The organism is uncultured Eudoraea sp., assembly GCF_947258525.1.
Lineage (GTDB): Bacteria > Bacteroidota > Bacteroidia > Flavobacteriales > Flavobacteriaceae > Eudoraea.
In genome coordinates this window covers 1-25,554 of record NZ_CAMYIP010000187.1, presented here as the reverse complement: position 1 = coordinate 25,554, position 25,554 = coordinate 1, and the positions used below count along the sequence as shown (strand labels likewise).

26 protein-coding genes and 1 pseudogene are annotated in these 25,554 nt (G+C 37.7%); 11 read left to right on the top strand and 16 right to left on the bottom strand.

Going from position 1 to position 25,554, the window contains the following annotated elements:
- The 7 genes from nosZ to Q0X89_RS13805 all read left to right on the top strand — a co-directional run.
- On the top strand, positions 1–1,759 hold a 1,759-nt coding region (gene nosZ, locus Q0X89_RS13835), incomplete at its 5' end, for a Sec-dependent nitrous-oxide reductase (RefSeq protein ID WP_297695170.1).
- A gap of 131 nt (positions 1,760–1,890) precedes the next feature.
- Positions 1,891–2,463, top strand: a complete 573-nt coding sequence (locus tag Q0X89_RS13830; RefSeq protein WP_297695168.1) for a hypothetical protein — start codon at positions 1,891–1,893, stop codon at positions 2,461–2,463.
- Complete coding sequence (locus tag Q0X89_RS13825; protein WP_297695166.1) at positions 2,453–2,890, top strand: nitrous oxide reductase accessory protein NosL; 438 nt, start codon at positions 2,453–2,455, stop codon at positions 2,888–2,890. Before Q0X89_RS13830 ends, Q0X89_RS13825 begins: the two co-directional genes overlap by 11 nt.
- An 88-nt stretch (positions 2,891–2,978) precedes the next feature.
- Positions 2,979–3,275: a cupin domain-containing protein gene (locus Q0X89_RS13820; RefSeq protein ID WP_297695165.1), complete on the top strand. Its 297-nt coding sequence runs from the start codon at positions 2,979–2,981 to the stop codon at positions 3,273–3,275.
- A complete protein-coding gene (locus tag Q0X89_RS13815) occupies positions 3,275–4,513 on the top strand; it encodes a nitrous oxide reductase family maturation protein NosD (protein WP_297695163.1) in 1,239 nt (412 codons plus the stop codon). The genes Q0X89_RS13820 and Q0X89_RS13815 overlap by 1 nt, the downstream gene beginning before the upstream one ends.
- On the top strand, positions 4,510–5,220 hold the full coding sequence (locus Q0X89_RS13810) for an ABC transporter ATP-binding protein (protein ID WP_297695161.1): 711 nt from the start codon (positions 4,510–4,512) through the stop codon (positions 5,218–5,220). Before Q0X89_RS13815 ends, Q0X89_RS13810 begins: the two co-directional genes overlap by 4 nt.
- A complete protein-coding gene (locus Q0X89_RS13805; protein WP_297695159.1) occupies positions 5,213–5,995 on the top strand; it encodes an ABC transporter permease in 783 nt (260 codons plus the stop codon). Before Q0X89_RS13810 ends, Q0X89_RS13805 begins: the two co-directional genes overlap by 8 nt.
- Here the strand turns inward: Q0X89_RS13805 and Q0X89_RS13800 are convergent.
- From Q0X89_RS13800 to Q0X89_RS13745, 12 genes are all read right to left on the bottom strand, one after another.
- Entirely contained in the window at positions 5,992–6,495 is a 504-nt protein-coding gene (locus Q0X89_RS13800; RefSeq protein WP_297695157.1) for a DUF1643 domain-containing protein, read from the bottom strand. The two genes, Q0X89_RS13805 and Q0X89_RS13800, sit on opposite strands and share 4 nt — an antisense overlap.
- Before the next feature lie 17 nt (positions 6,496–6,512).
- Positions 6,513–7,217, bottom strand: coding sequence for a purine-nucleoside phosphorylase (gene deoD, locus Q0X89_RS13795; protein WP_297695155.1), 705 nt, complete (start codon positions 7,215–7,217; stop codon positions 6,513–6,515).
- A gap of 15 nt (positions 7,218–7,232) precedes the next feature.
- Positions 7,233–7,871: a deoxyribose-phosphate aldolase gene (deoC, locus tag Q0X89_RS13790; protein WP_297695153.1), complete on the bottom strand. Its 639-nt coding sequence runs from the start codon at positions 7,869–7,871 to the stop codon at positions 7,233–7,235.
- Between the two features lie 9 nt (positions 7,872–7,880).
- Positions 7,881–9,152: an acetyl-CoA hydrolase/transferase C-terminal domain-containing protein gene (locus Q0X89_RS13785; protein ID WP_297695151.1), complete on the bottom strand. Its 1,272-nt coding sequence runs from the start codon at positions 9,150–9,152 to the stop codon at positions 7,881–7,883.
- A 52-nt stretch (positions 9,153–9,204) separates the two neighbouring features.
- Positions 9,205–9,906 (bottom strand): sulfite exporter TauE/SafE family protein, encoded by a 702-nt coding sequence (locus Q0X89_RS13780; RefSeq protein WP_297695149.1) that lies wholly within the window; start codon positions 9,904–9,906, stop codon positions 9,205–9,207.
- Positions 9,907–9,912: 6 nt separating this feature from the next.
- Positions 9,913–10,359 carry a FixH family protein gene (locus tag Q0X89_RS13775; RefSeq protein WP_297695146.1) on the bottom strand — a complete coding sequence of 149 codons (447 nt, stop codon included), beginning with the start codon at positions 10,357–10,359 and terminating at the stop codon, positions 9,913–9,915.
- A gap of 28 nt (positions 10,360–10,387) precedes the next feature.
- Positions 10,388–11,797 carry a cytochrome c oxidase accessory protein CcoG gene (ccoG, locus tag Q0X89_RS13770; RefSeq protein ID WP_297695144.1) on the bottom strand — a complete coding sequence of 470 codons (1,410 nt, stop codon included), beginning with the start codon at positions 11,795–11,797 and terminating at the stop codon, positions 10,388–10,390.
- Between the two features lie 40 nt (positions 11,798–11,837).
- Positions 11,838–12,794: a cbb3-type cytochrome c oxidase N-terminal domain-containing protein gene (locus Q0X89_RS13765; protein WP_297695142.1), complete on the bottom strand. Its 957-nt coding sequence runs from the start codon at positions 12,792–12,794 to the stop codon at positions 11,838–11,840.
- A complete protein-coding gene (locus tag Q0X89_RS13760; RefSeq protein WP_297695140.1) occupies positions 12,791–12,982 on the bottom strand; it encodes a CcoQ/FixQ family Cbb3-type cytochrome c oxidase assembly chaperone in 192 nt (63 codons plus the stop codon). The genes Q0X89_RS13765 and Q0X89_RS13760 overlap by 4 nt, the downstream gene beginning before the upstream one ends.
- 3 nt (positions 12,983–12,985) lie before the next feature.
- On the bottom strand, positions 12,986–15,187 hold the full coding sequence (ccoN, locus tag Q0X89_RS13755) for a cytochrome-c oxidase, cbb3-type subunit I (protein WP_297695139.1): 2,202 nt from the start codon (positions 15,185–15,187) through the stop codon (positions 12,986–12,988).
- 2 nt (positions 15,188–15,189) lie between these two features.
- Positions 15,190–15,405 carry a cbb3-type cytochrome oxidase assembly protein CcoS gene (gene ccoS, locus Q0X89_RS13750; protein ID WP_297695136.1) on the bottom strand — a complete coding sequence of 72 codons (216 nt, stop codon included), beginning with the start codon at positions 15,403–15,405 and terminating at the stop codon, positions 15,190–15,192.
- Positions 15,406–15,477: 72 nt separating this feature from the next.
- Positions 15,478–17,847: a heavy metal translocating P-type ATPase metal-binding domain-containing protein gene (locus Q0X89_RS13745; RefSeq protein WP_297695134.1), complete on the bottom strand. Its 2,370-nt coding sequence runs from the start codon at positions 17,845–17,847 to the stop codon at positions 15,478–15,480.
- Between the two features lie 116 nt (positions 17,848–17,963).
- Between Q0X89_RS13745 and Q0X89_RS13740 the strand changes: the two genes are divergently transcribed.
- Both Q0X89_RS13740 and Q0X89_RS13735 read left to right on the top strand, forming a co-directional pair.
- Positions 17,964–18,659 (top strand): Crp/Fnr family transcriptional regulator, encoded by a 696-nt coding sequence (locus Q0X89_RS13740; protein WP_297695132.1) that lies wholly within the window; start codon positions 17,964–17,966, stop codon positions 18,657–18,659.
- Positions 18,660–18,798: 139 nt separating this feature from the next.
- On the top strand, positions 18,799–19,641 hold the full coding sequence (locus Q0X89_RS13735; RefSeq protein WP_297695130.1) for a universal stress protein: 843 nt from the start codon (positions 18,799–18,801) through the stop codon (positions 19,639–19,641).
- 41 nt (positions 19,642–19,682) lie between these two features.
- On the opposite strand, the gene Q0X89_RS13730 is transcribed toward Q0X89_RS13735, so the two are convergent.
- The gene (locus Q0X89_RS13730) at positions 19,683–19,901 is read right to left on the bottom strand and encodes a hypothetical protein (protein WP_297695128.1); all 219 of its coding nucleotides are present in this window, start codon (positions 19,899–19,901) and stop codon (positions 19,683–19,685) included.
- A 66-nt stretch (positions 19,902–19,967) separates the two neighbouring features.
- A complete protein-coding gene (locus Q0X89_RS13725; RefSeq protein WP_297695126.1) occupies positions 19,968–21,155 on the bottom strand; it encodes a hypothetical protein in 1,188 nt (395 codons plus the stop codon).
- 223 nt (positions 21,156–21,378) lie between these two features.
- Here Q0X89_RS13725 and Q0X89_RS13720 point away from each other — a divergent pair, with 223 nt between their 5' ends.
- Positions 21,379–22,656, top strand: coding sequence for an NAD(P)/FAD-dependent oxidoreductase (locus Q0X89_RS13720; protein WP_297695172.1), 1,278 nt, complete (start codon positions 21,379–21,381; stop codon positions 22,654–22,656).
- A 266-nt stretch (positions 22,657–22,922) separates the two neighbouring features.
- Positions 22,923–24,080: a homogentisate 1,2-dioxygenase gene (locus Q0X89_RS13715; RefSeq protein WP_297695124.1), complete on the top strand. Its 1,158-nt coding sequence runs from the start codon at positions 22,923–22,925 to the stop codon at positions 24,078–24,080.
- On the opposite strand, the gene hutG is transcribed toward Q0X89_RS13715, so the two are convergent.
- Positions 24,072–25,040 carry a formimidoylglutamase gene (gene hutG, locus Q0X89_RS13710; protein ID WP_297695122.1) on the bottom strand — a complete coding sequence of 323 codons (969 nt, stop codon included), beginning with the start codon at positions 25,038–25,040 and terminating at the stop codon, positions 24,072–24,074. The genes Q0X89_RS13715 and hutG overlap by 9 nt on opposite strands.
- A gap of 4 nt (positions 25,041–25,044) precedes the next feature.
- Positions 25,045–25,554 (bottom strand): annotated as a pseudogene (locus tag Q0X89_RS13705) (urocanate hydratase); the annotation flags it as partial.

Below are 25,554 nucleotides of genomic sequence, written 5' to 3'. Positions count from 1 at the left end.
TCTCCCCTCAGGACGTATGTTCAAAGAAATTCCCGTATTCTCACAATTCCCTACATCTGGTTATGGGTACTCGGAAGAAACCAAACCAATGTTGAATACTTCCTTTGGATTTGTTCCCTGGGATGATTTACACCACCCGGATATTTCACAAACCAATGGTGAATTGGATGGTCGATGGATTTTTGTTAACGGTAACAATACTCCCCGCATAGCACGGGTAAGTTTGAGTACCTTCGAGACTGAAGAGATAATTGAGGTTCCTAACAGTGCAGGTAACCACAGTTCTTCATTTATAACAGAAAACACGGAGTATGTAGTAGCCGGCACCAGATTTTCAGTACCTGTTCCTCAGCGTGATATGCCAATCAATGAATATAAGGGAAATTTCAAAGGAGCTTTGTCTTTTATTAGTGTAGCTCCGGACAATGGGCGATTAAATCTGGAATTCCAGGTATTAATGCCTGGTTTCAACTATGACCTTTCCCATCCCGGTCGTGGAAAATCTCACGGATGGTTCTTCTTTTCAACATATAACACCGAAGAGGCCAGTTCTTTGCTAGAGGTTATGGCTTCGCAAAACGACAAGGATTTTATCGCTGCGGTTAACTGGAAGAAAATAGAGGAGTACGTAAAGAATGGAGGCGGAACAAAAATGCCTGCTAACTATGCGCACAACGTTTATGACGAAGAAACCCATACGGGAACTTCTACTATGATAAAAGAGGTTGTTACAGTAGATCCAACCAAAGTACCTGGATCTTTGTACTTCCTTCCCACTCCTAAATCGCCACACGGCTGTGATGTAGATCCAACCGGGCAATATATTATTGGTAGCGGAAAACTGTCTGCAGACATTACGGTTCACTCATTTGACAAAATGTTAGCAGCTATAGAAGGTGAAAAATTTGATGGAGAGGCTTATGGCATTCCTATTCTGAAATTCGAAGAGGTCTTGGCAGGTACCGTTAAAAGTGGAGGTTTAGGCCCACTGCACACCGAATTCGATGATAAGGGTAATGCGTATACTACATTCTTTATTTCTTCAGAAGTTGTTAAATGGAAAGTAGGAACCTGGGAGGTTGTTGATAGAAAGCCGACCTATTATTCCGTAGGGCATTTGATGATCCCAGGAGGAAACTCCAGGAAGCCTTTCGGTAAGTATGTTGTAGCAATGAACAAGATTACAAAAGACAGGTATCTTCCTACTGGTCCCGAAATGGAACACTCTGCTCAGATTTATGATATTTCAGGAGAAAAAATGGAATTGATTTATGATTTCCCAACCCATGGTGAACCTCATTATGCAGCGGGATGTCCTGCCGATTTATTGACAGCAAATTCGAAAAAAATCTATCGATTGGATGAAAACAAGCACAAATATGCCACTATAGGACCTGATGATGCTCGCGTAGAACGTGATGGGAATGAAGTACACATATATATGTCTACCATTAGAAGTCATTTTACTCCCGACAATATCGAGGGTATTAAAGTAGGAGATAAAGTTTATTTCCATATCACAAATCACGAGCAAGATTTTGATGTACCTCATGGTTTCACCATTATTGGGCAGGGGACTTCAGAAATTTTAGTAATGCCGGGACAAACCAAGACTTCATTGTGGGAACCCAAAAAGGTTGGTGTATGGCCATTCTATTGTACTGATTTCTGTTCTGCCTTACACCAAGAAATGCAAGGTTATATTAGAGTGTCTCCTGCAAATTCAAATATTGACCTATCCTGGTCTTTAGGAGAATAAAAGTACTCAGGGAAATTATTTTAATGCGCATATTAAAGCGGGCTGTGTCTATGACCTGCCCGCTTTAATCTAAAATTAAAGTGTCCTTCCAAAACCATGTTTGATTTGTAAACTACCGAAAATTAGAAATGATGAAAAAAGCAAGTATCTTAATGATTATTGGTCCTTTGTTTCTTTTGGGATTGTACGTTTTCCCGCTTTGGAACATTATGCTGGGTGCACCTCAATATCCGGAACCTTTGGGAATGAACATTTTTATTGATGGTATTAAGGGAGTTAGCGAATTTGATATTCAGAACATTGATGGCCTTAACCACTATATAGGGATGCGTACACTACGTTTTTTTGAAAAAGTCAGCTACACTTGGTTTATGGGATGGTTCGTGTTAATGAGTATATTAGGAGTATTGGGCATGTATGATTTTAATGCATGGATGGTAGATTATGGAACCAATTTAGATCCAAATGCCATAATGAAACTCACCAACCCTGATGGTACGCCTGTGAGCTACAAACCACCACTTTTTGGCCATGTAAAAATGCTTAATTTCGACGTAACCTCTTTACCATCTACCGGTGCGTGGTTGATGTTTGCAGGCATGATGATGACTATTATAGCATTTTTTGTGGGCAAAAGATCATGGCAACCCAAAAGCAAGGCCAGTGCTGTAAGACCGATTAAAGTAAAAACAAATGATAAATAAATTAATTTATCTAAGTTTAGTTCTATTCATTTTCATGTCATGTGAGGTAAGTCCTAAACCAATTAATTATGGTTCTGACGGATGTCATTTTTGTTCGATGACCATTGTGGACAAACAACATGCGGCTCAAGTAGTAACGCAAAAAGGTAAGGTTTTTAAGTTTGATGCAGTAGAGTGTATGGTGAACCATTTAAAGGACGTTGATGTGGCAACAATTGAACTTTTTTTGGTTAATGATTACCAGGCACCTGGCGATTTAATCGATGCCAAAAAAGCTACCTTTTTAATAAGTAAGGAAATTCCTAGTCCTATGGGCGAATACTTGTCTGGATTTCAATCCAAAGTTGAAGCTGAGAATGTTGAGGCTGAAAATAATGGGAAATTGTACTCTTGGAATGAGTTGTTGACTAAATTTAAGGTACATTAATAATATTCAATTATAATGGTTAATGGTATGCGGTTATCTTTTGCCCGTTAAATTCTGTTAACCATTATTTTTTAAATAAAAATATTGCATGATTTATACTATAAGCAATCAAATAGCCGATCAACCCTTTGACAATTTGCAATTAAAAAAAATAGTAAAGACAGATGCTTTGGAGATTCTTAGTATAAGTTTGGAAAAAGGCGCAACCTTTCCGGAACATACCTCACCTAAGGATGCACAATTGATCGTATTGGAGGGCGAAATTGCTTTTCACATTAATGAGACTTCATACAAACTTAAAACACAACAAAATTTTAATTTCCCTAAGGCTACCCCACATTTCGTTATGGCCAATGAGAATTCCAAATTTTTGATAATACGATAATGTATAAATTTCAGCTACAGTTAATAGTATTTATATTTTTTATAGGAACTCCGCTTATGGCCAAAACCATTGAGGTTTGCCCTAGCTGTGAAGTGAAATCTATAAAAGAAGGGGTTGCTCTTGCAACAGACTTTGATACACTTCTAATTAAAAAAGGCACCTATAGGGAATTCAATATCCTTGTTGACAAACCCTTAACGCTGATAGGTGAAAATTACCCGGTGGTAGACGGAGAAGATCGCGGTGAAATCATTCGCATTGTTTCCGATAATGTGACAATTGATGGGCTACATATTATAAACGTAGGCACCAGTTACACTACAGATTATGCGGCTATTCGTGTGGTTAAAAGTGATAACTTTCTGATACAAAACGTAGTATTGGAGAAGCTGTTTTTCGGTATATATCTGGAAAGATCGAACAACGGGAGGGTTTATCACAATAAAATTATTGGCGATGCTTTGGATGAGTATAATTCTGGCAACGGTATTCAATTATGGTATTCCCATCATGTTCAGGTAGACCGGAATATTGTGCAAGGTGTTCGCGATGGTATCTACCTGGAATTTTCAGATAATATTTCAATCCATAATAACATCAGCACAAATAATCTTAGGTATGGTCTTCATTTTATGTTTTCGAACGATGATGTTTATACGGATAACACCTTTGAGAATAATGGAGCAGGAGTGGCCGTAATGTTTTCCAAACGTATCAAAATGATGGGCAATGTATTTAAAAAGAATTGGGGTACGGCTGCATTTGGTATGTTGCTCAAGGAAATCAATGATGCGGAGATTATTGGCAATACCTTTGAGGAAAACACTATTGGTATCAATATCGAAGGTTCAAATCGAATTGAATATAAAAACAATGACTTTATTAGTAATGGTTGGGCCGTAAAAGTTTTAGGAGCCTGCTATACAAATTCATTTATCAATAATAATTTCCTTTACAACTCATTTGATATTTCGTATAACAGCAAATTGAATGATAATGTATTTGAAAAAAATTATTGGAGCAATTATACCGGATATGATTTGGATAAAGATGGAATAGGAGATGTGCCTTATCGACCTGTAAAATTATTTTCATACGTTGTAAACCGAACACCCGAAACAATTATACTTTTACGCAGCATGTTTATGGATATAATTGATTTCTCCGAAAAAGTATCCCCTGTTTTTACGCCAGATAACTTATTGGATGAGATGCCGCTAATGAAAAGATTAAAATGATACAGATAGAAAATTTGTATAAAAAATTTGGAAGAAACCAGGTGCTCTCTAATCTGGATTTAGACATTCATGGGAGTGGAATATTTGCTGTGCTCGGCCCCAATGGTTCTGGTAAAACCACATTGATTAAATGCATTTTGGGAATGGTGGTTCCCTCTTCAGGTGAAATTAAAGTTCAGGGCAGTACAATAAAAAAGAATTGGAAATACAGACAAGAGATAAATTACCTACCTCAGATAGCAAACTTTCCGGGCAACCTCAAAGTAAAAGAACTAATTAGGATGATCAAAGACCTTCGCCAGAAGGATAGTATGGAAGAAGATTTGATAAAACTTTTTGGTTTGGATCCTTTTTTGGATAAAAAATTAAGTACCCTTTCTGGCGGCACCAAGCAAAAGGTGAATATTGTATTGACTTTTATGTTCGATTGTCCCTTGATTATACTTGATGAACCTACCTCAGGTTTAGATCCGGCGTCCCTAATTAAGTTAAAAGAACTGCTTCTTAAAGAGAAAAACAAAGGAAAGACCATCTTGATCACCACCCATATTATGCAGTTTGTTGAAGAAATGTCAGATGAAATTGTATATCTCTTGGAAGGTAATATTTTTTTCAAAGGGACTGTTGAACAATTGAAGTCCAAGACCAATCAAACAGATTTTGAACATGCCATAGCGGCCATTGCAACCCAGACATCTGATGCTTAAGATATTAAAATATAGTTTTTATGATTTAATGCGAAGTAGATGGAGCTATGTGTATTTTCTATTCTATTTAGCATTGGGTTTTGTGCTTTTATTCCTTAACAATGACCTTTCTAAAGCCGTAATAACCTTGATGAACGTTATCATTATTCTGGTACCACTAATAAGCACCATCTTCGGGGTGATGTATTTCTATAATTCAAAAGAATTCACAGAGTTATTACTGGCTCAACCTTTAAAAAGGAGTTCAATATTCCTGGGGCAATATCTTGGTGTGGCAGGTTCTTTAATGCTAAGCCTGGTCCTGGGATTGGGAATACCTTTTGTTCTTTATGGCTTGTTTAAGAGTGATACCATCTGGGATTTTTCATTATTGTTAATAACGGGGGCCTTTCTTACCCTTATTTTCGCTGCTTTGGCCTTTAATATTGCTTTATCCAATGAAAACAAAATCAAAGGTTTTGGGTATGCTGTATTACTGTGGCTTTTTTTAGCGGTTATTTATGATGGCTTATTCCTAATGTCATTGATCCTCTTTGAAGAATATCCCTTAGATTCTTTTTCTTTGGCGGCCACCATGTTCAACCCGATAGATCTTTCACGAACCTTGATTCTTTTAAAATTAGATATTTCAGCACTTTTAGGATATACAGGCGCAATATTTAAGCAATTCTTTGGCACTTACACGGGTTTGATTGTTTCCATAACGATGCTGATCCTTTGGACCGTTTTGCCTATTTGGCGATTAGCGTACAAGGCCAAAAGAAAGGATTTTTAATTTGAAAAGGGCACTAAAAACTTTTGATAAGTACCCCGGGAAGGATGTTTCTTTGCCATTAAAACTTTTTTATCCTTAAATGAAGATATAATTCTGAGGATATCTTGTTGCCTTTTTAAAAACGGGTTAGTTTTTCCCCAGGCAATCAGGATTGTATTGGATGAATCCATCGCATTGCGGATATGAATATCATTATCCGTACCAATATCTTCGACTTTACCTTTAAAATATTTGGTTTGAATACGGGCAAACTGGTTAACGATTATGATCGTTTTCACATTTTTAAACAACTCAACCTCTTTCTCAAAAATGAGTTTTTCAAGAAATTGAACAGATTTATCGGCAATTTCTGTATTGGCAATACTGGGGTTTTGCATAATAACGCATAAGCTATCGCCCTTCGTTTTTGTAATATTTTCTATGGTAAGTTGATATCTGAATTTTTTACAATCAGAAAATTTAGCTTTTACTTTTACCCCAGGAATGTGTTTATGAATCATCTTTTAGCGCAGCTAACTTATTCCAGGCAGATATTCAGCGCAATTTTAACCATTTCTTCAAAAGTTCGTTCCCTATCTTCAAAACTGCATTTCTCACCTGTAACTAATGAATCCGAAATAGTAAGGACTGCGAGGGCTTCAATATTGTATTTTGCCGCAATGCTATAAAGTCCGGCTGCTTCCATCTCAACACACAAAACACCATAGTCGGCCCATTTCTTATAAGCCCTTGGATCGTGCTCGTAATAAAGATCGGAGGAAAGTACATTGCCCACTTTTATAGGAACATTATTTTCCTTTGTATATGAAACAGCTTTCATGAGTAAATCGAAATTTGCCGTAGGGGCATAATTTACATCATTAAAAATAGCGTTGTTAATCCCCGAATTAGTTGAAGCAGATAGGGCTAATACAACATCTCTAAGTTTTACATTCTTCTGATAGGATCCGGCAGTGCCTACCCGGATTATTCGTTTCACATCGTAATCATTAATAAGTTCATGATAGTATATCATGGCGGAGGGTATTCCCATACCGCTTCCCTGTATTGAAATACGTTGTCCCTTAAATTCGCCGGTATAGCCCAGCATACCGCGAACATCTGAGTAGCAATAGGGATTTTCCAAAAAGGTTTCAGCCATCCATTTGGCACGCAGTGGGTCACCCGGCATAAGGACGGAATCGGCAATCTCGTTCTTTTTTGCATCAATGTGGGCACTCATAGCTTACGGATTAGTTTATTTAACAATTGCAATACCTGAAGAAGTACCTAAGCGAGAAACGCCCATATCTAAATAACGCAAGGCGGTTTTCTTATCTTTTATTCCTCCTGAGGCTTTGATCTTTATTTTATTTTGAATTACATTGCTTATTAGTTCAATATCTTCAAATGTAGCCCCTCCGGAGCCAAATCCGGTCGAAGTTTTCACAAAATCCGCCTTGCCTTCAACAACCAGCATGCTGGCTATTTTCTTCTCTTCGGCAGTAAGGTAGCAAGTCTCAATTATTACTTTTAATTTTCTGGATCCTATAGCCTGTTTTATTAAAGCTATTTCCTCTTTTACAAGACCGAATTCTTCAGATTTTAACCAACCAAGATTCATCACCATATCTATTTCATCGGCGCCTTGTTCTATGCAATACTGAGCCTCGTATACTTTAGCTTCTGTAGACATCGCACCTAATGGAAAACCAACTACTGCAGCTATTTTCACTTCGGAATCCTTCAATTCTTCCCTGGCCAGGGCTACATAACAACTATTTACACAAACGGCATAAAAATTATATTCCAGGGCCTCAGCACATAACTGTTTTATTGCTTTGGGCGTGGCCACAGGTTTTAATAAAGTGTGATCTATATGTTTTTCTAATAACATGAATACTTTTTAAGATCGATCAAATCGTTCATATGCAGCTTTATTAAGCATTTCACGATGGTCCGGATGCGCAATAGAAATCAAGGCCTTGGCCCTTTCGTATAAATTTTTTCCAAAAAGGTTTACCACTCCATATTCAGTAACTACATAGTGAACATGTGCTCTTGTGGTAGTAACTCCTGCACCTTCTTTGAGGGTAGGGGCAATCTTGCTTATTCCTTTAGGTGTAGCTGAGGAAATTGCAAAAATTGGTTTTCCCCCTTCAGAAATAGTAGCACCCCTAATAAAATCCATTTGACCTCCTACACCAGAAAAATGGCGCTGTCCAATACTATCGGCACATACCTGTCCGGTTAGATCTATTTCAATAGCGCTGTTTATTGCAGTTACTTTAGGATTTCGTGCAATTAAATTGGTGTCATTTGTATAAGCCGCTTCTTTAAAATGTACGATTGGGTTGTCGTCTACAAAATTGTATAAATTTTTAGTTCCGGCGGCGAAACAAGTTACAATCTTATTAGTTTTTATCTCCTTTTCCTCTCCGGTTATAACACCTTTCTCCACCAGTGGAAGCAGGCCATCCGAAAACATTTCTGTATGTACACCTAATCTTCTATGATTGTGTAAATTGGTTAAAACAGCATTTGGAATATTTCCTATACCCAATTGTAAAGTGGCGCCATCTTCAATAAGACTGGCAACATTTTTACCTATTTTATGCTCTAAATCCGTTATTGGGGTAATTGGTGCAACATGGATAGGTTCGTCTACCTCTATGGCGAGATCAATACGGTCTTTATGAATAATACCATCTCCATGAGTTCTTGGCACCTGAGGATTAACCTGGGCAATTACTTTCTTAGCAGTTTGTATTGCTGGAATAGCAATATCTACAGATACACCTAAAGAACAATACCCATGCCGGTCCGGTGGAGATACCTGAACAACCGCTACATCAAGGGGTAATATATTCCGCCTGAACAGAAAATGGATTTCACTAAGAAAAATAGGGATATAATCACCTTTATTTGTGTTCACTGCTTTTCTGACATTTCCTCCAACAAAACAACTATTTATATTAAAGGCCTGATTATAGGGAGGGATTGCATATTTAACTTCCCCTTCAGTATGAATAGATATGATCTCTACTTCCTCTAGTTCCTCATACCTGTCACAAATATTATTTATTAATGTATTTGGAGTCATAGCAGCTCCTTGTAAGAAAATCCGATCCCCCGATTTAACAATGGAAGCAGCTTCTTCTGCTGTAACAATTTTCATGTTTATTTTTTTATAGGATTTACAATTTGCCTCACCAACAATTGGATTAAGGCTAATGACATTCTAATTCTGTGCTAACTACTTCAGTCATTTGCTTTGGAGATACATATGGTATTCCTAAACCCATTCCTCTCAAAATAAAAAGCACCCCGATAATAACTACAAAAACCGGGATTAATTTTCGTATTCGCTGTTTGGCAGAATCCTTTAATATTCCACTTAGGTAAACTGCTGTTGTCATCAGAGGAACTGTTCCTAAACCAAACAAGATCATATACAATGAACCTTCAGCAGCTGTGCCCATTGCAATAGCACCCAGCAGGGCCATATACACCAATCCGCATGGCAAAAATCCATTAAGAAAGCCAATAGTGAGAAATGTATCTGCTGTTTTCTTCTTTAATGCTCTACCTAAATTATTTTTAATTTTTCCAACAACCCTATATATCGGTTTGGAAAGGCCAGGTCTGCTCATATACTTGTAAGGTATTATTACAGCTAATATCATTATAACACCAATTAAAATCGATAGCTTTTGCTGTATACCAAAGATGAATAGTCCCTTGCCTAATAGCCCAAATAATAAACCAATAATACCATAGGCCATTAGTCTTCCAAAATGGTAAATGAAAATCTGACCTGCTTTTTTATACTTATTATTCTGACTTACAGGCAGCATAAATGCAATGGGGCCACACATGCCTATGCAGTGCAAACTTCCCATAAGACCCAATATTAAAGCAGATAATAACATAAATAATTAATAGGTGATACTCTTTTTTATCAAGTGCTCTTTACCCTGATAATTCCAATATATTTTTATGTCCCAGCGACCATCCAACAAACGTTTGTCAGGTATGAGCAAATGTTTATTGGATAAACTTATAGGAAAGTCAAAATCCAAGTGTTTATTGGATGGTCTGTATAGGGACACTTTACCTTCTATTTCTTTATAATTCATTTTTGGAGGAAACGTAACCGCTAACCCATTTTTATTTTTAACAAAACTGAATTGGGAAGCATAATCTTTGGCATTAGACAGTGCATCAATCTCCTTCTGATAGGCCAGTTCTTCCTTGTAGTACTCCTCTGTGACCAAATCGTGATTTGCACTATTAGTTGTGCTAGCAAGTATCACGAAATAAAGGATAAATGCAATAAATGCTACAAATGCCAAAACTATTCCTGTTCCCCAATTAAACTTCATATTTTTTATTTCATATTAATGAATACTGTTAATTATAACTTCTTGGTGCCAGGAACCTTGCCGTAGTTGTTTCAATTAATTCTTCCCCGCTATATACACCAATCTTCAGTTTGTCTTTATCGCCATTAAGGACCGAATTATTTATTTCAATAAACAAGGTGCCTTCTGCCAATTGCTGTGCGGGAACCTCAAAACTACGATGTGATACCAAATTAATTTTACCGTCATGCGAGAGAAGTTTAAAACTTACATCATCAATGTCTTTAGATGTTTTATTGATTAGCTTGTACGTATACACATTACTAATCATATTACCTTCTTTGCGTTCATAAAGTTGTCCTGGCAGTCTTAAAATATTAGCTTCAAGATCATTTCTTAAGAAAAGCATGCCAATGAATACTCCAATTAAAATTACAAGTACTGCAGAATAACCTTTTAATCGGGGATTGAATGTAAATTTTGCCTTTCGTTCAATATTATCCTCACTGGCATAACGAATAAGACCTTTAGGAAGATCTATTTTTTCCATAATGGTGTCACATTCATCTATACAGGCTGTACAATTAACGCATTCGAGTTGGGTGCCATTTCTGATATCAATACCCGTTGGGCACACATTTACACATTGGAAACAGTCTATACAATCGCCGTGACCCAGAGCTTGCCGATCTTCATTTTTCCGAAACTTTTTACGGCCATTTTCGCCCTCGCCACGTTTATGATCATAGGCTACTACTATAGATTTATTGTCTAACAATACCCCTTGCATTCTACCATAGGGACAGGCTATAATACAGACCTGCTCTCTGAACCATGCAAAAACAAAATAAAATACACCTGTGAAAATTAGAAGTGACACTAATGTACTTACATGAGCCAGGGGTCCATCAGTGATGTATTGGAATAATTTGTCGCTTCCAATAAGATAGGCCAGGAAGACATTTGCGATTAAAAAGGATATTACAAAGAAGACAAACCATTTAAGTAGTCGTTTCCTTATTTTTTCTGCATTCCATGACTGTTTATCCAAACGGATCTGTGCACCTCGATCTCCGTCTATCCAGTATTCAATTCGTCTGAAGACCATTTCCATGAAAATTGTTTGCGGGCACATCCATCCGCAAAAAATGCGACCAAAGGCAACAGTAAAAAGTGCAATAAAAATTACCCCTATGATCATAGAAATAACAAAGAGATGAAAATCCTGTGGCCAGAAAGGAAATCCAAAAATATTGAACCGACGTTCCAAAACATTAAACATAAGGAACTGGTTGCCATTTATCTTAATAAAAGGCGAAGCAAAGAGGAAAATCAACAGGGCATAACTGACCCATTTTCGATATTCATAATACCTGCCACTAGGCTTCTTTGGGAATATCCAGGCCCGCTTTCCTTCTTGATCAATGGTCCCAATACTATCCCTAAAATTCTCTTCCATAGCTTTTTTCAGTTCAGAGCAATTAAGCAGAAATGAACTATTAATTCATAACAACCGTAGTAGAATCGCTCTCTTGTATCGGCGCTGGTTCTTCCTCCGGTGAATCTTCCTGAATTGGAGCATTTTCGTCTACCCATAGATCTCCTTCAGCAGCTTTAGGATTGGCAGGTGTTGTTCCCTGGAAAGTGAGTAAATAACTTGAAACCTGCGCCATTTCTAGCGGTTTCAGGGTTTGTTTCCATGGCACCATTCCTTTGCCGGCTCGTCCACCTTCAGAAATGGTATTAAAGACATTTTTAATTCCTCCTCCTAAAATCCAATATTCATCTGTAAGATTAGGCCCTATTCCTCCGCCACCGTCTGCCATATGACATACCACACAATTGGTTTCAAAAATGGATTTTCCCGCACTAAGATCTGAGGCCTCAGTTAAAAGTTCAACCGTATTAACATCTACCAAATCCTTGGCGGTTTTCTTATAAGCTTCAATTTCTGCCTGAGCTGCGGCAACCTCAAGTTCATATTCCAAATCCTGGTCATAATCACCATAAATTTCGAATCTAATCAGGTAAATAACACCAAAAATAATGGTAACATAAAAAAGGTAAACCCACCATGGAGGTAGCTTATTGTCAAGCTCTTTTATGCCATCATAGTTGTGGTCCAGAATGATTTCGCCTTCTGCTTCTATGGGTTTGGTTCCTAAAAGTTTTTTGTACATCTTCTTACCCCAACTCCATTCCAATTGTTTGGATTTGGATTCCAAATACCTTTCTTTACCTTCTTCAGAAAGTGTTTGAAACATTACATTTTCTATAGACTTTAAAATAAGTTCAATTGCAACAAGGATCAGCAACACCATCAATAAAAAGAACTGTGTTATGGGATACTCAATAAATGCCGGTTTTTCTCCTGAGTCAATAAAGTATTCCATCAATCCAAAGATGATAAAGAATATTACGGGGATTCTAATCCACCATGGTGACATATTTTTCATAGTTCTTGTTGTTTTGGTTGATTATCTTCTAATGGTATTTCACTAACTTCCTTGATATGTTCTTTTGAAGCGGTAAATACCCACCAAAAAAGAATGGCAAAAAATACAAAGAAGATAAGCAGTGATATCATGGGATAGGTGGCAATACCTTCCATACTTTCCATGTGATTTTTTATGAACTTTAGCATGATCTACTTGTTTTCTGACAATAATTCGTCGGTTTCCTTAACTTTTATATCTGTACCTAAGCGCTGCAAATAAGCGATTAGTGAAACGATCTCACGATCGCGCATTTCCACAAATTCCAATCCGTTGTCAGCTGCATATTTCTTATCGGCTTCATAAGACTTAACAAAATCTGGATCTGCATAAAGGTTTTCTTCTATTTGTATGGATTGTTCTTCCATAGAAGCATCGGCATTAGCAATGTCCTCTTCTGTATAAGGGACACCAAGGCTAACCATAGCCTCCATTTTACCCTTTATACCACTACGATCATGTTTGTCGCGAACCATCCACTGATATGCCGGCATAATAGAACCTGATGAGGTACTTTGCGGGTCATACATATGGTTAAGGTGCCAACTGTCTGAATATTTACCACCAACCCGCAATAAATCGGGTCCGGTTCGTTTACTACCCCAAAGGAATGGGTGATCATAAACAAACTCTCCGGCTTTGGCGTATTCACCATAGCGCTCCACTTCACTTCTGAAAGGACGAATCATCTGGGAATGACAACCCACACAACCCTCACGTATATAAAGATCTCTTCCCTCCAATTCCAAAGGTGTATATGGTTTTACACTTGTAATAGTTGGGATATTAGACTTTACAAGAATGGTTGGTACAATCTGAACAATCCCTCCGATAAGAATCGCAATAGTTGCATATATCGTTAATTTAATAGGTTTGCGTTCCAACCAGGTGTGGTAAGTTTCTCCTGCAGTTCTTCTTTTGGAAACGCGTGTTAAAGCAGCTGCCTCCGCAAGTTCATCTTCCACTTTGCTACCAGAGCGAACCGTAACTACGATGTTGTATAACATAACTACAAACCCAACAATATAAAGCGTACCACCTATTGCACGCATCCAGTACATTGGGATAATTTCATTTACGGTTTCCAGAAAGTTACCATAAACCAAAGATCCATCCGGATTAAAATCTTTCCACATTAAAGCTTGGGTAAATCCTGCCACATACATGGGTAAGGCATATAGAATGATCCCCAATGTGCCTATCCAAAAGTGGAAATTGGCCATTGGTGTAGAATGCAGCCTGGTCTTAAACATTTTCGGAACCAGCCAGTAAATCATACCAAAGGCAAGAAAACCATTCCATGCCAGGGCACCTACATGGACGTGTGCAATAATCCAATCACTAAAATGCGCAATAGCATTTACATTTTTCAAGGATAACATTGGGCCTTCAAAAGTGGCCATCCCGTATCCAGTAATTGCTACTACCATAAATTTAAGAGTAGGATCTGTACGTACTTTGTCCCAGGCTCCTCTAAGCGTTAATAACCCATTTATCATACCACCCCATGAAGGAGCAATTAACATTACAGAAAATGCAACACCTAAATTTTGTGCCCAATCCGGCAAAGCGGAATACAATAAATGGTGAGGTCCGGCCCAGATGTAAATAAAAATCAGGGACCAGAAATGCACTATAGAAAGTCTGTATGAGTATACCGGCCTGTTGGCAGCTTTAGGAACAAAATAATACATCAATCCTAAAAAAGGTGTCGTAAGGAAGAATGCCACTGCATTATGCCCGTACCACCATTGTACAAGAGCATCCTGAACTCCTGCATATACGGAATAGCTTTTAAATGCACTCACCGGTAATTCCAAACTGTTAAAGATATGAAGAACAGCTACTGTTACGAATGTGGCCAGATAGAACCATATGGCTACATAGAGATGACGTTGTCTTCTTTTTAACATTGTTCCAATAAGGTTCCATCCAAATGCCACCCATACCAGTGCAATTGCAATATCAATAGGCCACTCCAGTTCTGCATATTCTTTAGAAGTAGTTATTCCTAATGGAAGGGTGATAGCCGCTGCCACTATGATCGTTTGCCACCCCCAAAAGTTAAAATTACTCAGGAAATCACTAAACATGCGCGCTTTGAGCAAACGCTGGGTGGAGTAATAAACCCCGGCAAAGATGGCGTTCCCTACAAATGCAAAGATTACAGCATTGGTGTGCAATGGGCGGAGTCGCCCAAAACTAAGAAATGATATCCCATCTGTTATATTAGGGAATAGAAACATAAATGCCAGTAGTAATCCTACCAGCATACCAATGATTCCCCAAAACAAAGTGGCGTAGAGGAATTTTTTTACGATTTTGTTATCGTAATAGAACTGTTGTACTTCCATAATTACAATTTTTGCTTTTTATTTAGTTGGATTGATTTTTCGATTTTGGTATCAGAATTTTCGGCCTTAGTTTTAACTACTTCATCTTCAAATAACATTCTTACCGATGGAGTATACGAATCGTCATACTGACCACTGCGAACAGAAATGATAAAAGCAGCAAAGAAAACCAGCGCTACCACAATACTTATTGTAAGCAATAAATAAATTACACTCATACCTACCTGAATTCTGGCGTAAAACTACATTCCTCACCAATTTGAAAAAATGACATATGTCAGGTTTTAAAATTAATTTAATTTCTTTCCTATCACATTTGTTGCAAGGGTTGCAAAGGCAACAATACTAATTGAACTTAGCGGCATTAATATAGCTGCAATAACAGGTTCTAACTGGCCCGTAACTGCAAAATAAAGACCAACCACATTGTACATCAATGAGAGGACAAAACATAATTTTATAATGTTCATGGCCTTTTTAGAGGCCAGGATATAATTGTTAAGATATTTGAATTTTACGGCATCAAGAATTCCATCACAGGCAGGAGAGAATACATTTATGTTTTCAGAAATGGCCAGCCCTACATTACTTTGTGCCAATGCGCCTGCATCATTTAAGCCGTCACCAACCATTAGTACCTTTTTGTCATTGGCTTGTAACTCTTTAACAAAATTGAGCTTATCTGTTGGTTTTTGATTAAAGTATAAAGGGGTCAACTTAGGCAGAAGCTTTTCCAACCTGGCTTTTTCACCTTCATTATCCCCTGATATAACAGCTAAATCCAGATAGCGCCTCATATTTTTAAATACTTCGGAAACCCCTTCCCTGTAGTTATTATGAAAAACAAAACGACCCTTGTAGAGATTATTTGTACTTACGTGAACCGCTGTGCTTTTATAATCACTTTGTTGCTGATGTCCGACAAAATCAGCTGAACCAACTTTAATGTCACTTTTATCCTTTACACCCTGCACTCCCTTTCCTGTATATTCTTTATAGTCATCAAGTGTTTCTATATTGTGTTCTTTTAACAGCTCATAGAGCGATCTGCTTAAGGGATGATTTGAGGCCCGCAAAGTATTTTTAAGAAGGGATTCTTCTTCAGCGGTTAACTCCATACCTTCATAAGTAATTGCGCTGGATTGTGTAGTGGTTATTGTTCCTGTTTTATCAAATATTGCAGTATCTATTTGAGCCAATTGTTCTATAACCCCACTGTCCTTCAAATAAAATTTCTTGCGCCCGAAAATCCGCAGCATATTACCCAGAGTAAACGGAGCAGCAAGGGCAATGGCACACGGACAGGCTATGATAAGGACAGCAGTAAACACATTTAACACCTTACTACTGTCATTGAACATCCAAAAAGAGGCGGCTATAATTGCAATGGTCAATACAGTGATAGTAAAGCTTTTTCCAATGCTGTCTGTCAGGGTTTGAAATGTAGTGGTCTTGTCTTTTTCGAAAACAGAATTACTCCACAATTGTGTAAGATAGCTCTGAGAAACACTTTTTAATGTTTCTATTTCAATTGCGCCGTAACACTGCCTCCCTCCGGCAAAGACTTTATCACCTGAATTTTTTTGAACAGGTTCTGATTCTCCGGTTACAAAGCTATAATCTATTTGGGCCTTATTACTTATAAGAATTCCATCTACAGGGATGAGTTCCTCATTCCTGATTAGCAACCTATCACCTCTTTTTATATCATATACCTGAACTGTTTCCTCTTTCTTTTCCTTATTTAATCTGGTAACTGCAATGGGAAAATATGACTTGTAGTCGCGTTCAAACGAAAGGAATGAATACGTTTTTTGTTGAAAGTACCTGCCCACAAGGAGGAAGAAGATCAACCCGGTAAGACTATCAAAAAATCCGGAGCCCAGGTTAAAGGCAATCTCAAATGTGCTTCGTAAAAAAAGAACAAGAATTCCAAGAGCAATTGGCACATCAATATTTAGAAGTCGGGAACGCAATCCTTTATAAGCCGAGGTAAGATAGTCGCTACCTGCATAAAACACTACGGGAAGTGAAAAAGAAAACATCAGCCACCTGAATAATCCTTTGTATTGATCGAGCCAAAATTCACCTACTTCAAAATACTCCGGAAAGGATAAAAACATAATATTCCCAAAGGCAAAACCTGCAACACCAAGTTTGTAGAAAATACTTCTGTCGGTTTTGCTTTTTCCTTTGTCATAATCATCAAGTGAGATATAAGGCTCATACCCAATTCTTGCAAGAAGAATAACCAATTCTTTCAACGAAACCAGTTCCCTGTTATACGTTATTCTAATCATTTTTTTAGGGAAATCTACTTGCGAATTTGTAACTCCGGGATGTAATTTTTTTAAATTTTCCAACACCCAGATACATGAGCTACAATGTATTCCGGGAATGGAAAGATTCACAATTTGAATTGTTCCATCATCAAATTCAATTAATCGTTGGGTAATTTTATCCGAATTGAGGAAATCGTATTTTCCTTCAATTTCTAAAGGAGTAGTTCCTGCAGCAGACTGCAGATCATAGTAATAGGTTAGATCATTGGTCTGAAAAATCTCATATACGGTTTTACACCCGTTACAACAGAAGTTTTTTTGGTCAAATACTATCGCCGTAGTGCTGCATTCATCACCACAGTGGTAACATTTAGTCATATTCTAAAACATTTGCTTATTACCTGAATGCGAATTTGTAGTAATTTACTCAAAATATATATGATATTTGTCACCTTTTCAATAATTTTGACCTTCTAAAGCCTAAACAAAAATTCATGGGTTCTGAAAGCAGGTGTGAGAATTGTATAATACGTCAGTTTAATTCATTGCGCGCCATGACTAAGGAAGAATTAAAGCAGGTATCTGATTCAAAGACTTCCAAAATCATCAAAAAAGGTGAGGCAATTTTTGAAGAAGGTGAAAAACTCAATGGCGTTTTTTGTGTAAGGGAAGGAGTTTCAAAGCTTTCCAAACTTAGCTCCAATGGAAAAGATCAAATAGTTAAATTGGCTACCAAGGGCGAAGTAATGGGCCAACGCTCCGTGATTGCAGAGGAGACTTCCAATTTGAGTGCAGTGGCTGTAAACGATATGAAGCTTTGCTTCATACCTAAAGAAGCAATTGTTAATACCTTACACAAGAATCCTGATTTTACATTTGAAGTACTTCGCCTCATGGCACATGACTTAAGGGAGGCAGATGATGTAATTGTAAATATTTCACAGAAGACTGTTAAACAACGTATCGCAGAAGCATTCCTTTACCTTAAATCTAACTATGGCGAGGATGAGGAAGGATATCTGGTTCTTACCCTTTCAAGAGAAGATATTGCCAATGTTGTGGGCACAGCTACTGAATCTTGTATTCGTATTATCTCTGAATTTAAAAAGAAAGGTTTGCTTAAAAGCTCGGGAAAAAAACTTGGGATTTTGGACGAAAAGAAATTAAAAGATCTTGCTGAAGGTTTTTAGTAAAAACACCTTTATACTCCTCGTCTACCGTAAATAAAGCCCTGCCAATAATTGCATTGGATTTGAAAACCTGACATATATCATTGTTTCCATCTTATCACGGGGGTATTTTTACACAGTAATTTGATGAACTAGGTGTATGAAAAATATATTATTACCCACGGATTTTTCCAAAAACTCCTTAAATGCTGCAAAGTTTGCAATTGAACTTTTTAAAGAAGAAGAATGTATTTTTCATCTGCTAAATACCTATACCCCTGCCATAGTACATAGTCGTTTTATGGCTACAACTATTCACGGTGGAATACTGGAAGATAATGTTCGATCTGAGTCTGAACGGGGACTGGAAGAGCTGCTTGATCAAATTAATACCTATTATAAATACCCCCAACACAGTTTCAGGAGCGTTTCCTCTTTTAATCTGCTTACCGAAGAAATCAAAGAACTTGTAGAAGCAGAGGACATAGATTTTATAGTAACAGGCACAAAAGGCGCTTCGGGCTTTGATGAGGTATTTTTAGGGAGTAATACCGTAAGAATCATAAAGGCGGTAAGAGGGTGTCCAATCCTGGCTGTTCCGGAGGATTTTGAATATGTAAAACCTCTGGAAATAGGATTTCCAACAAATTTTAAAAGAAATTTTAACATTGAAGTAATTGAACCTCTGCTTGAGATGACCGCTAAATTTGGTGCTACTATTAATATTATGCACATTAACGAGGAAGAAAAGCTGAGTAAGTATCAGGAATCAAATAAAGATATTTTATTGGAATATGTTTCGTCAGTCTCAAACTGTTTACATAGGATGCCTTATTTTGCCAGCAAATCAGATGTAATAGAATTCTTCATAAAAGAGTATGGAATACAAATGCTTGCACTGGTACATTACCGACATGGGTTCCTGGAAGAATTGGTAAGAGAACCTGTTGTAAAACGAATTGCGTTCCATACACCAATACCTCTTCTGGTGTTACCTGACTAGTAGTAGTATTAGTAAAATATTATTATTTGAAACGAAGTAGTTTATTCCCTAATAGGGTAATCCTCATAGAAGTCTTCAAATGTTTTTGAAGTTTTATAATTGTCCGTTAGTACTTTATAGACCATATAGACTATCATTATCTGGCCGAGAACCGTGAGATAAAAGACCCAGCTAAAGGCAAAGTTCATGGTAGCCATTATAGTTACCATTATTAACAATATTGTAGTTGCCCCAACCCAGAACATAGCAGAAGTTTTCATTTTTTGTTTAAAGTTATCCAAATTCAAAAAAGACTGGTGTTAACACAATGATAAATCTGTAGAAAATTAATAGTTCCAGAACATTTCTTCAGCCGGTATATTTTTTTGCCTCCCTAATGTCAGTGGATTAAAATTTAATTCGTTAAACAAATACCAAATACTAGATGATATTGCCGGTGTGCTCGCAGCATCTTCCCACAATAATGAAGAACCATAACTGGTGCCAACATTGGTTGCATAAGGAATTCCCATTGAACTTTCCCAGGCAGAGTTCTTCATTTGTGCTTTTTTCAATTGCTGAAGAGCATAATTAGACTCATTGGTCATATTAGCTTCTTTATAAGCCAGTGCCATTTGTGCCGTACCTTCCAGCCAAATAACATCTTTATCTTCATCAAAACAGTAGCCGGATATTTCTTCTCCGTTAAAACTGGCTATTTGCGTGTTTTTATAGCGTTCAGCCTTAATGAGTACTTCTTCGGGGAAATTCTTAAAAATTAAATAACCAAGGGAATGCAGGTCCATAGCGTAGTAATGGGCCTCATTTTCAGGCCAGGCCACCAGAAGGCGATCATTTAAATTCCATCGTTCTTGCTTAAGATAGTTTAATATTCCCCTGTGAAAATCATCATAACCACTAACAGCGTTGAATGCCATAATAATTCCTTCGGTAACTTTATGTATTTGTGTTCCATCTTCATTGAAACCTCCCCATAAGCCTCCATCTTCATCCTGTAAACCCCTGATCCAATTCTCCAATTCTAAGGCTAAAATATCATACTGGTTATTTCCGGTTATTTCTTTGTAATTATTAAGCGCTATTAGCAACCAGGCATTATCTCCCATCCATGTGCGAACCCCATTAGTACCGTCACTTTTTCTTAACTGGTAGAATCCACCATTATTCTGTGCAAATTCGGAATTTATTCGCTCATTAAAATAATCAAAGACTCCTTCCGCTTGTTCAATTTCTCCTTCTGCCAAAAAGGCCAGAGCGGCCAGAGCATTGTCATATAGGGAGACATTGTCTGTATTTTCAGAACTTGTGAGTAGCCCATTGGGAAGCTGCATATTATTGATCCAATTTGATATTTGGAGAACTTCACTTTCCAGATTATCTTCTGTTTTGTTTTGAGGTAAATCGGGAAGGCCGTTTTCAATATAAAGTAAATCGTCATATTCTTCAGTTGTATCGAGCGTACAGGAAACAACCAAAAAACCTAAGAGTGTAAAAATAAGTGACTTTTTAAGCATGGTATAGGTGGTTTTAGAGACTTGGAGAATCCATTATAAAATTACTAATGAACGACGGGCATTTGTGGGATTTACGACCAATGAAAGGTATGTCCGATTAAAACACTTACAATTAGCACATTATCCCGGAAATGAGTTTTTAACTGAAACCTGGTCTTATCAACTCAGTTAAAAAACATCGATGAACGGTAAGGGATGCGTTATTTTTACTACTAATAAACATATGAATCTTCCCGAGAATACAAATAAAAGAGTAGTAATTATCGGAGCTGGTTTTGCAGGAATTTCACTGGCTAAAAAACTTAGGAAACTTCCGATTCAGGTTGTTGTCATAGACAAACACAACTACCATACATTTCAACCACTTTTGTACCAGGTTTCCACCGGCGGTTTAGAACCAGATTCTATAGCCTATCCCATTAGAAAGATTTTAAAAAGGCTGCGGAATTTTTATTTCAGGCTTGCTACGGTAAAAAAGATAGTACCCGAAATTAAAGAAGTACATACGGATATTGGTACTATCTCTTATGATTATTTGGTTATTGCCACAGGCACACGAACCAATTATTTTGGAAATTCGGAGATTGAGGAAAATGCAATGTCCATGAAAAGTGTACCGCAGGCACTAGATATTCGAAGTCTTATACTTCAGAATTTCGAATTGGCAGATAATTGTAATGATGTTGAAGAGCGTAAGGCGCTACTTAATTTTAGTATTATTGGTGCCGGTCCTACCGGGGTTGAACTAGCCGGAGCGCTCGCCGAATTGAAAAAACATGTATTTCCAAAAGACTACAGACATCTTAATATTGATGAAATGGAAATTCATTTGTTTGAAGGTGCAGATGCAGTTTTACCGCCTATGAGTTCCAGAGCTTCAACCAAGGCGAAGAAGTTTTTGGAAGATTTTGGAGTACATCTACATTTGAATACTATTGTTGAAGGATACAATGGCGACCTCGTAAAAATGAGTAATGGAGAAGAGATCAGAACCAGGAATTTTATCTGGACTGCCGGGGTTACCGGGGCTGCCATAGACGGCTTAGATCCCAGTACTTTGATAAAAAACCTAAATCGGTATAAAGTAGACAGGTATAATCAAATTTCGGGACACCAAAATATTTTTGCCATTGGAGATATAGCTTACATGGAAACTGAAGCTTACCCAAAAAGACACCCTCAAATGGCTCAGCCTGCAATTCAACAGGGGGAACTCCTGGCTGAGAATATAGAAGACTTGTTAAAAGGCAGGCCCATGAAGCCTTTTGTGTATAAGAATAAGGGTAATATGGCAACCATAGGACGCAATAAGGCCGTAGTAGATCTTCCGCGGATCGAATTCGGGGGCTTCTTTGCATGGTTTATATGGATGTTTGTTCATCTGATGTCATTAGTTGGATTTAGAAACAGAATCATTGTTTTTTTTAATTGGGTATATAATTACATCAACTATGATAAGGCTGCCCGATTAATAGTCAGACCCTTCAAGACCAAAATATAAAAGGAAGGAATTATAACAACTATTATAGAATCCTTTTATATCTTTGCCAGGTTGTGTTGTACATCATTAATAATGGTGTATGTGTATAGATGCCGAGATTTAATCGGTACATACCAATGAAAGGCTTTCCTATTTGGGAGGCTTTTTTTGTTTAGAACTTACCTTGGTTAATACAATACAATATTTGCCCGAACTTTATGAGGCTTTATTTTACAAAACCTTCAATTTGTCGTAATTTTAGTGATGACTTTTAAACAGATTTGCTCATGCCATTATATCATAAACTTGGAAATTTACCACATAAAAGACACACGGTTTTTAAGAAAAAAGACGGGGGTTTACATTATGAGCAACTATTTGGTACCATAGGATTTGACGGGATGTCTTCCCTCATGTATCATTTGTACCGTCCAACTATGGTCAAAGAGGTTGGTGAAGCTGAGGACCTGTCCCCCAAGGCGGCAGTTAAGTATAATATAAAATCCAGATTGTTAAAAGGATTTCAGGTGTCACCGGAGGATGATTATCTTGATAGTCGCAAAGTTGTGTTATTCAATGGCGATGTTCATCTTGCGCTTTCAGCTCCTAAAAAATCAATGACGGATTACTTCTATAAAAATGCGGATGCCGATGAATTACTGTTTGTTCACAAGGGTAAAGGAGTCCTGAAAACTATGCTGGGTGAAATCCCTTTTGGATATGGGGATTATATTCTGATACCGCGGGGCATGATTTATCAAATTGTTTTTGAAGATGAGGATAACAGGCTCTTTATAACCGAATCTTATCATCCGATTTATACGCCAAAACGATACAGGAATTGGTTTGGACAACATTTGGAACATTCACCATTTTGCGAGCGCGATTTTAGACTACCCGAGAATTTGCAAACTCATGATGAACTGGGAGATTTCCTGATAATGGTAAAGAAACAGGGCCAGTTACATCATATGATATATGCATCACATCCTTTTGATGTAGTAGGCTGGGACGGGTATAACTACCCTTACGCTTTTTCAATCCATGATTTTGAACCAATTACAGGTAGGGTGCATCAGCCGCCACCCGTTCATCAGACATTCGAAACCAGTACTTTTGTAGTTTGTTCTTTCTGCCCCAGACTTTATGATTACCATCCACAGGCCATACCGGCACCCTATAATCATTCGAACATAGATTCGGATGAAGTGCTCTATTATGTGGAAGGCGATTTTATGAGTCGCAAAAATATTGATAAAGGTTATATCTCTTTACACCCAGCAGGGATACCTCACGGGCCTCATCCGGGCACTTACGAAGCAAGCATAGGTAAGAGTGGTACGGAGGAATATGCTGTAATGGTAGATACATTTAAACCATTGCAATTAACTGAAGAGGCTTTGAAAATCGATGATGGAACGTATTACCAATCCTGGCTAGAGTAGGGCAACTTTGTGCATAATAAAGTGAAGCAGGCTTGCAGCCAGTTTGGCAGTTTGGTCATCCCGGTCATAGGATGGGTTAAGTTCGGCCACATCAGCGCTTACCAGTTTATTTGTTGAGATGATAGTGTGAATGGCAACCAGGGCGATATCTACAGAGAAGCCCATGGGCGAGGCAGCACTTACACCTGGTGCAAAAGCAGAAGAAAAACCATCTAGATCAATAGTAAGATATATAAAATCAACATCCTTACAGAACTCATTTATTTTGTTAATTACGTAAGAAGTATTCTCTTTATGAAAGAGTTCTGCCTCTATATATTTAACGTCCCATTCGCGAGCACGCTGGAATAATATACTGTCATTGGCATCATTTCTTATCCCCAGGCACAAGTAAGAAAAATCCAGATTTGCATCCTTGCAATCATTAGCAATTTGATAAAATGGTGTCCCGGAATTATTACTGTTTTCATTAGAACGAAGATCAAAATGAGCATCAAGATTTATTATCCCAATTTTTTGACCACGCTCAATATACTTTTTAATTCCATTAAAATGTCCATAGGCTATATCATGACCACCGCCTAACAATAAGGGCATCCCTTTATTATTCAATATCTGAGTTACTTTTTCCGCTAATACGCTTTGGGCTTTCTCCATATCATCTCCCAGGCAAACAACGTTCCCCGCATCATAAACGGCCGTACTTTCATTTAAATGATGTGGTAGTTTTGCCAACTGACTGCGGGCAGCCTGAGGTCCTTCTTTTGAGCCTGGCCTTCCCCCGTTTCTCTTTACCCCCTCATCGCATTCATATCCAAGAAATACGAAAGAATTAGATGCTGTGATTGGTATATTTTGTATTTCCAGGTCTATTTGTTCTACCTTCTGATAAACATAAAGATCCTTACTGGCCTCACGTCCTGTCCAAATATGTTCGTCTGTTGGTTTGTACAAAATCATTGGTTTATTCAAATAATCCATCTAATAATTCATCAGCTACTAAGTTGGGCAATGTTACTTTTAAATTTGGGCTTCGATTCATTTCCCTCTTAATTGCAAAAAGAGCCTCTTTGTTTCTGGCCCAGCTTCTTCGTGATATTCCATTATTTACATCATAAAACAGCATATTTTTTATTCGTTTATCAGCCTCTTCCGAACCATCAAGTACCATCCCGAAACCACCATTGATTACTTCGCCCCATCCAACGCCTCCGCCATTGTGAATAGAAACCCAGCTTGCACCTCTAAAACTGTCTCCTATTACATTGTGGATAGCCATGTCTGCTGTAAATTGGCTTCCATCATAAATATTACTGGTTTCCCTGAATGGCGAATCTGTACCACTTACGTCATGATGATCCCTCCCAAGGACAACGGGAGCTGAAATTTCACCTGATTTAATGGCTGAATTAAAAGCCTGAGCAATTTTAATCCTTCCTTCCGCATCTGCATATAAAATCCGGGCCTGAGAACC

What these genes read in the sequence shown, in the direction of transcription:
- Q0X89_RS13740 (WP_297695132.1), top strand. Translation starts at nt 17,964, where the DNA reads ATGGGTTCTGAAAGCAGGTGTGAGAATTGTATAATACGTCAGTTTAAT.
- Q0X89_RS13745 (WP_297695134.1), bottom strand. Translation starts at nt 17,847, where the DNA reads ATGACTAAATGTTACCACTGTGGTGATGAATGCAGCACTACGGCGATA.
- ccoS (WP_297695136.1), bottom strand. Translation starts at nt 15,405, where the DNA reads ATGAGTGTAATTTATTTATTGCTTACAATAAGTATTGTGGTAGCGCTG.
- deoD (WP_297695155.1), bottom strand. Translation starts at nt 7,217, where the DNA reads ATGAGTGCCCACATTGATGCAAAAAAGAACGAGATTGCCGATTCCGTC.
- Q0X89_RS13780 (WP_297695149.1), bottom strand. Translation starts at nt 9,906, where the DNA reads ATGTTATTATCTGCTTTAATATTGGGTCTTATGGGAAGTTTGCACTGC.
- hutG (WP_297695122.1), bottom strand. Translation starts at nt 25,040, where the DNA reads ATGATTTTGTACAAACCAACAGACGAACATATTTGGACAGGACGTGAG.
- Q0X89_RS13775 (WP_297695146.1), bottom strand. Translation starts at nt 10,359, where the DNA reads ATGAAGTTTAATTGGGGAACAGGAATAGTTTTGGCATTTGTAGCATTT.
- Q0X89_RS13760 (WP_297695140.1), bottom strand. Translation starts at nt 12,982, where the DNA reads ATGCTAAAGTTCATAAAAAATCACATGGAAAGTATGGAAGGTATTGCC.
- Q0X89_RS13805 (WP_297695159.1), top strand. Translation starts at nt 5,213, where the DNA reads ATGCTTAAGATATTAAAATATAGTTTTTATGATTTAATGCGAAGTAGA.
- Q0X89_RS13765 (WP_297695142.1), bottom strand. Translation starts at nt 12,794, where the DNA reads ATGAAAAATATGTCACCATGGTGGATTAGAATCCCCGTAATATTCTTT.
- ccoG (WP_297695144.1), bottom strand. Translation starts at nt 11,797, where the DNA reads ATGGAAGAGAATTTTAGGGATAGTATTGGGACCATTGATCAAGAAGGA.
- Q0X89_RS13735 (WP_297695130.1), top strand. Translation starts at nt 18,799, where the DNA reads ATGAAAAATATATTATTACCCACGGATTTTTCCAAAAACTCCTTAAAT.
- Q0X89_RS13815 (WP_297695163.1), top strand. Translation starts at nt 3,275, where the DNA reads ATGTATAAATTTCAGCTACAGTTAATAGTATTTATATTTTTTATAGGA.
- Q0X89_RS13800 (WP_297695157.1), bottom strand. Translation starts at nt 6,495, where the DNA reads ATGATTCATAAACACATTCCTGGGGTAAAAGTAAAAGCTAAATTTTCT.
- Q0X89_RS13715 (WP_297695124.1), top strand. Translation starts at nt 22,923, where the DNA reads ATGCCATTATATCATAAACTTGGAAATTTACCACATAAAAGACACACG.
- Q0X89_RS13820 (WP_297695165.1), top strand. Translation starts at nt 2,979, where the DNA reads ATGATTTATACTATAAGCAATCAAATAGCCGATCAACCCTTTGACAAT.
- ccoN (WP_297695139.1), bottom strand. Translation starts at nt 15,187, where the DNA reads ATGGAAGTACAACAGTTCTATTACGATAACAAAATCGTAAAAAAATTC.
- deoC (WP_297695153.1), bottom strand. Translation starts at nt 7,871, where the DNA reads ATGTTATTAGAAAAACATATAGATCACACTTTATTAAAACCTGTGGCC.
- Q0X89_RS13810 (WP_297695161.1), top strand. Translation starts at nt 4,510, where the DNA reads ATGATACAGATAGAAAATTTGTATAAAAAATTTGGAAGAAACCAGGTG.
- Q0X89_RS13725 (WP_297695126.1), bottom strand. Translation starts at nt 21,155, where the DNA reads ATGCTTAAAAAGTCACTTATTTTTACACTCTTAGGTTTTTTGGTTGTT.
- Q0X89_RS13720 (WP_297695172.1), top strand. Translation starts at nt 21,379, where the DNA reads ATGAATCTTCCCGAGAATACAAATAAAAGAGTAGTAATTATCGGAGCT.
- Q0X89_RS13830 (WP_297695168.1), top strand. Translation starts at nt 1,891, where the DNA reads ATGAAAAAAGCAAGTATCTTAATGATTATTGGTCCTTTGTTTCTTTTG.
- Q0X89_RS13785 (WP_297695151.1), bottom strand. Translation starts at nt 9,152, where the DNA reads ATGAAAATTGTTACAGCAGAAGAAGCTGCTTCCATTGTTAAATCGGGG.
- Q0X89_RS13825 (WP_297695166.1), top strand. Translation starts at nt 2,453, where the DNA reads ATGATAAATAAATTAATTTATCTAAGTTTAGTTCTATTCATTTTCATG.
- Q0X89_RS13730 (WP_297695128.1), bottom strand. Translation starts at nt 19,901, where the DNA reads ATGAAAACTTCTGCTATGTTCTGGGTTGGGGCAACTACAATATTGTTA.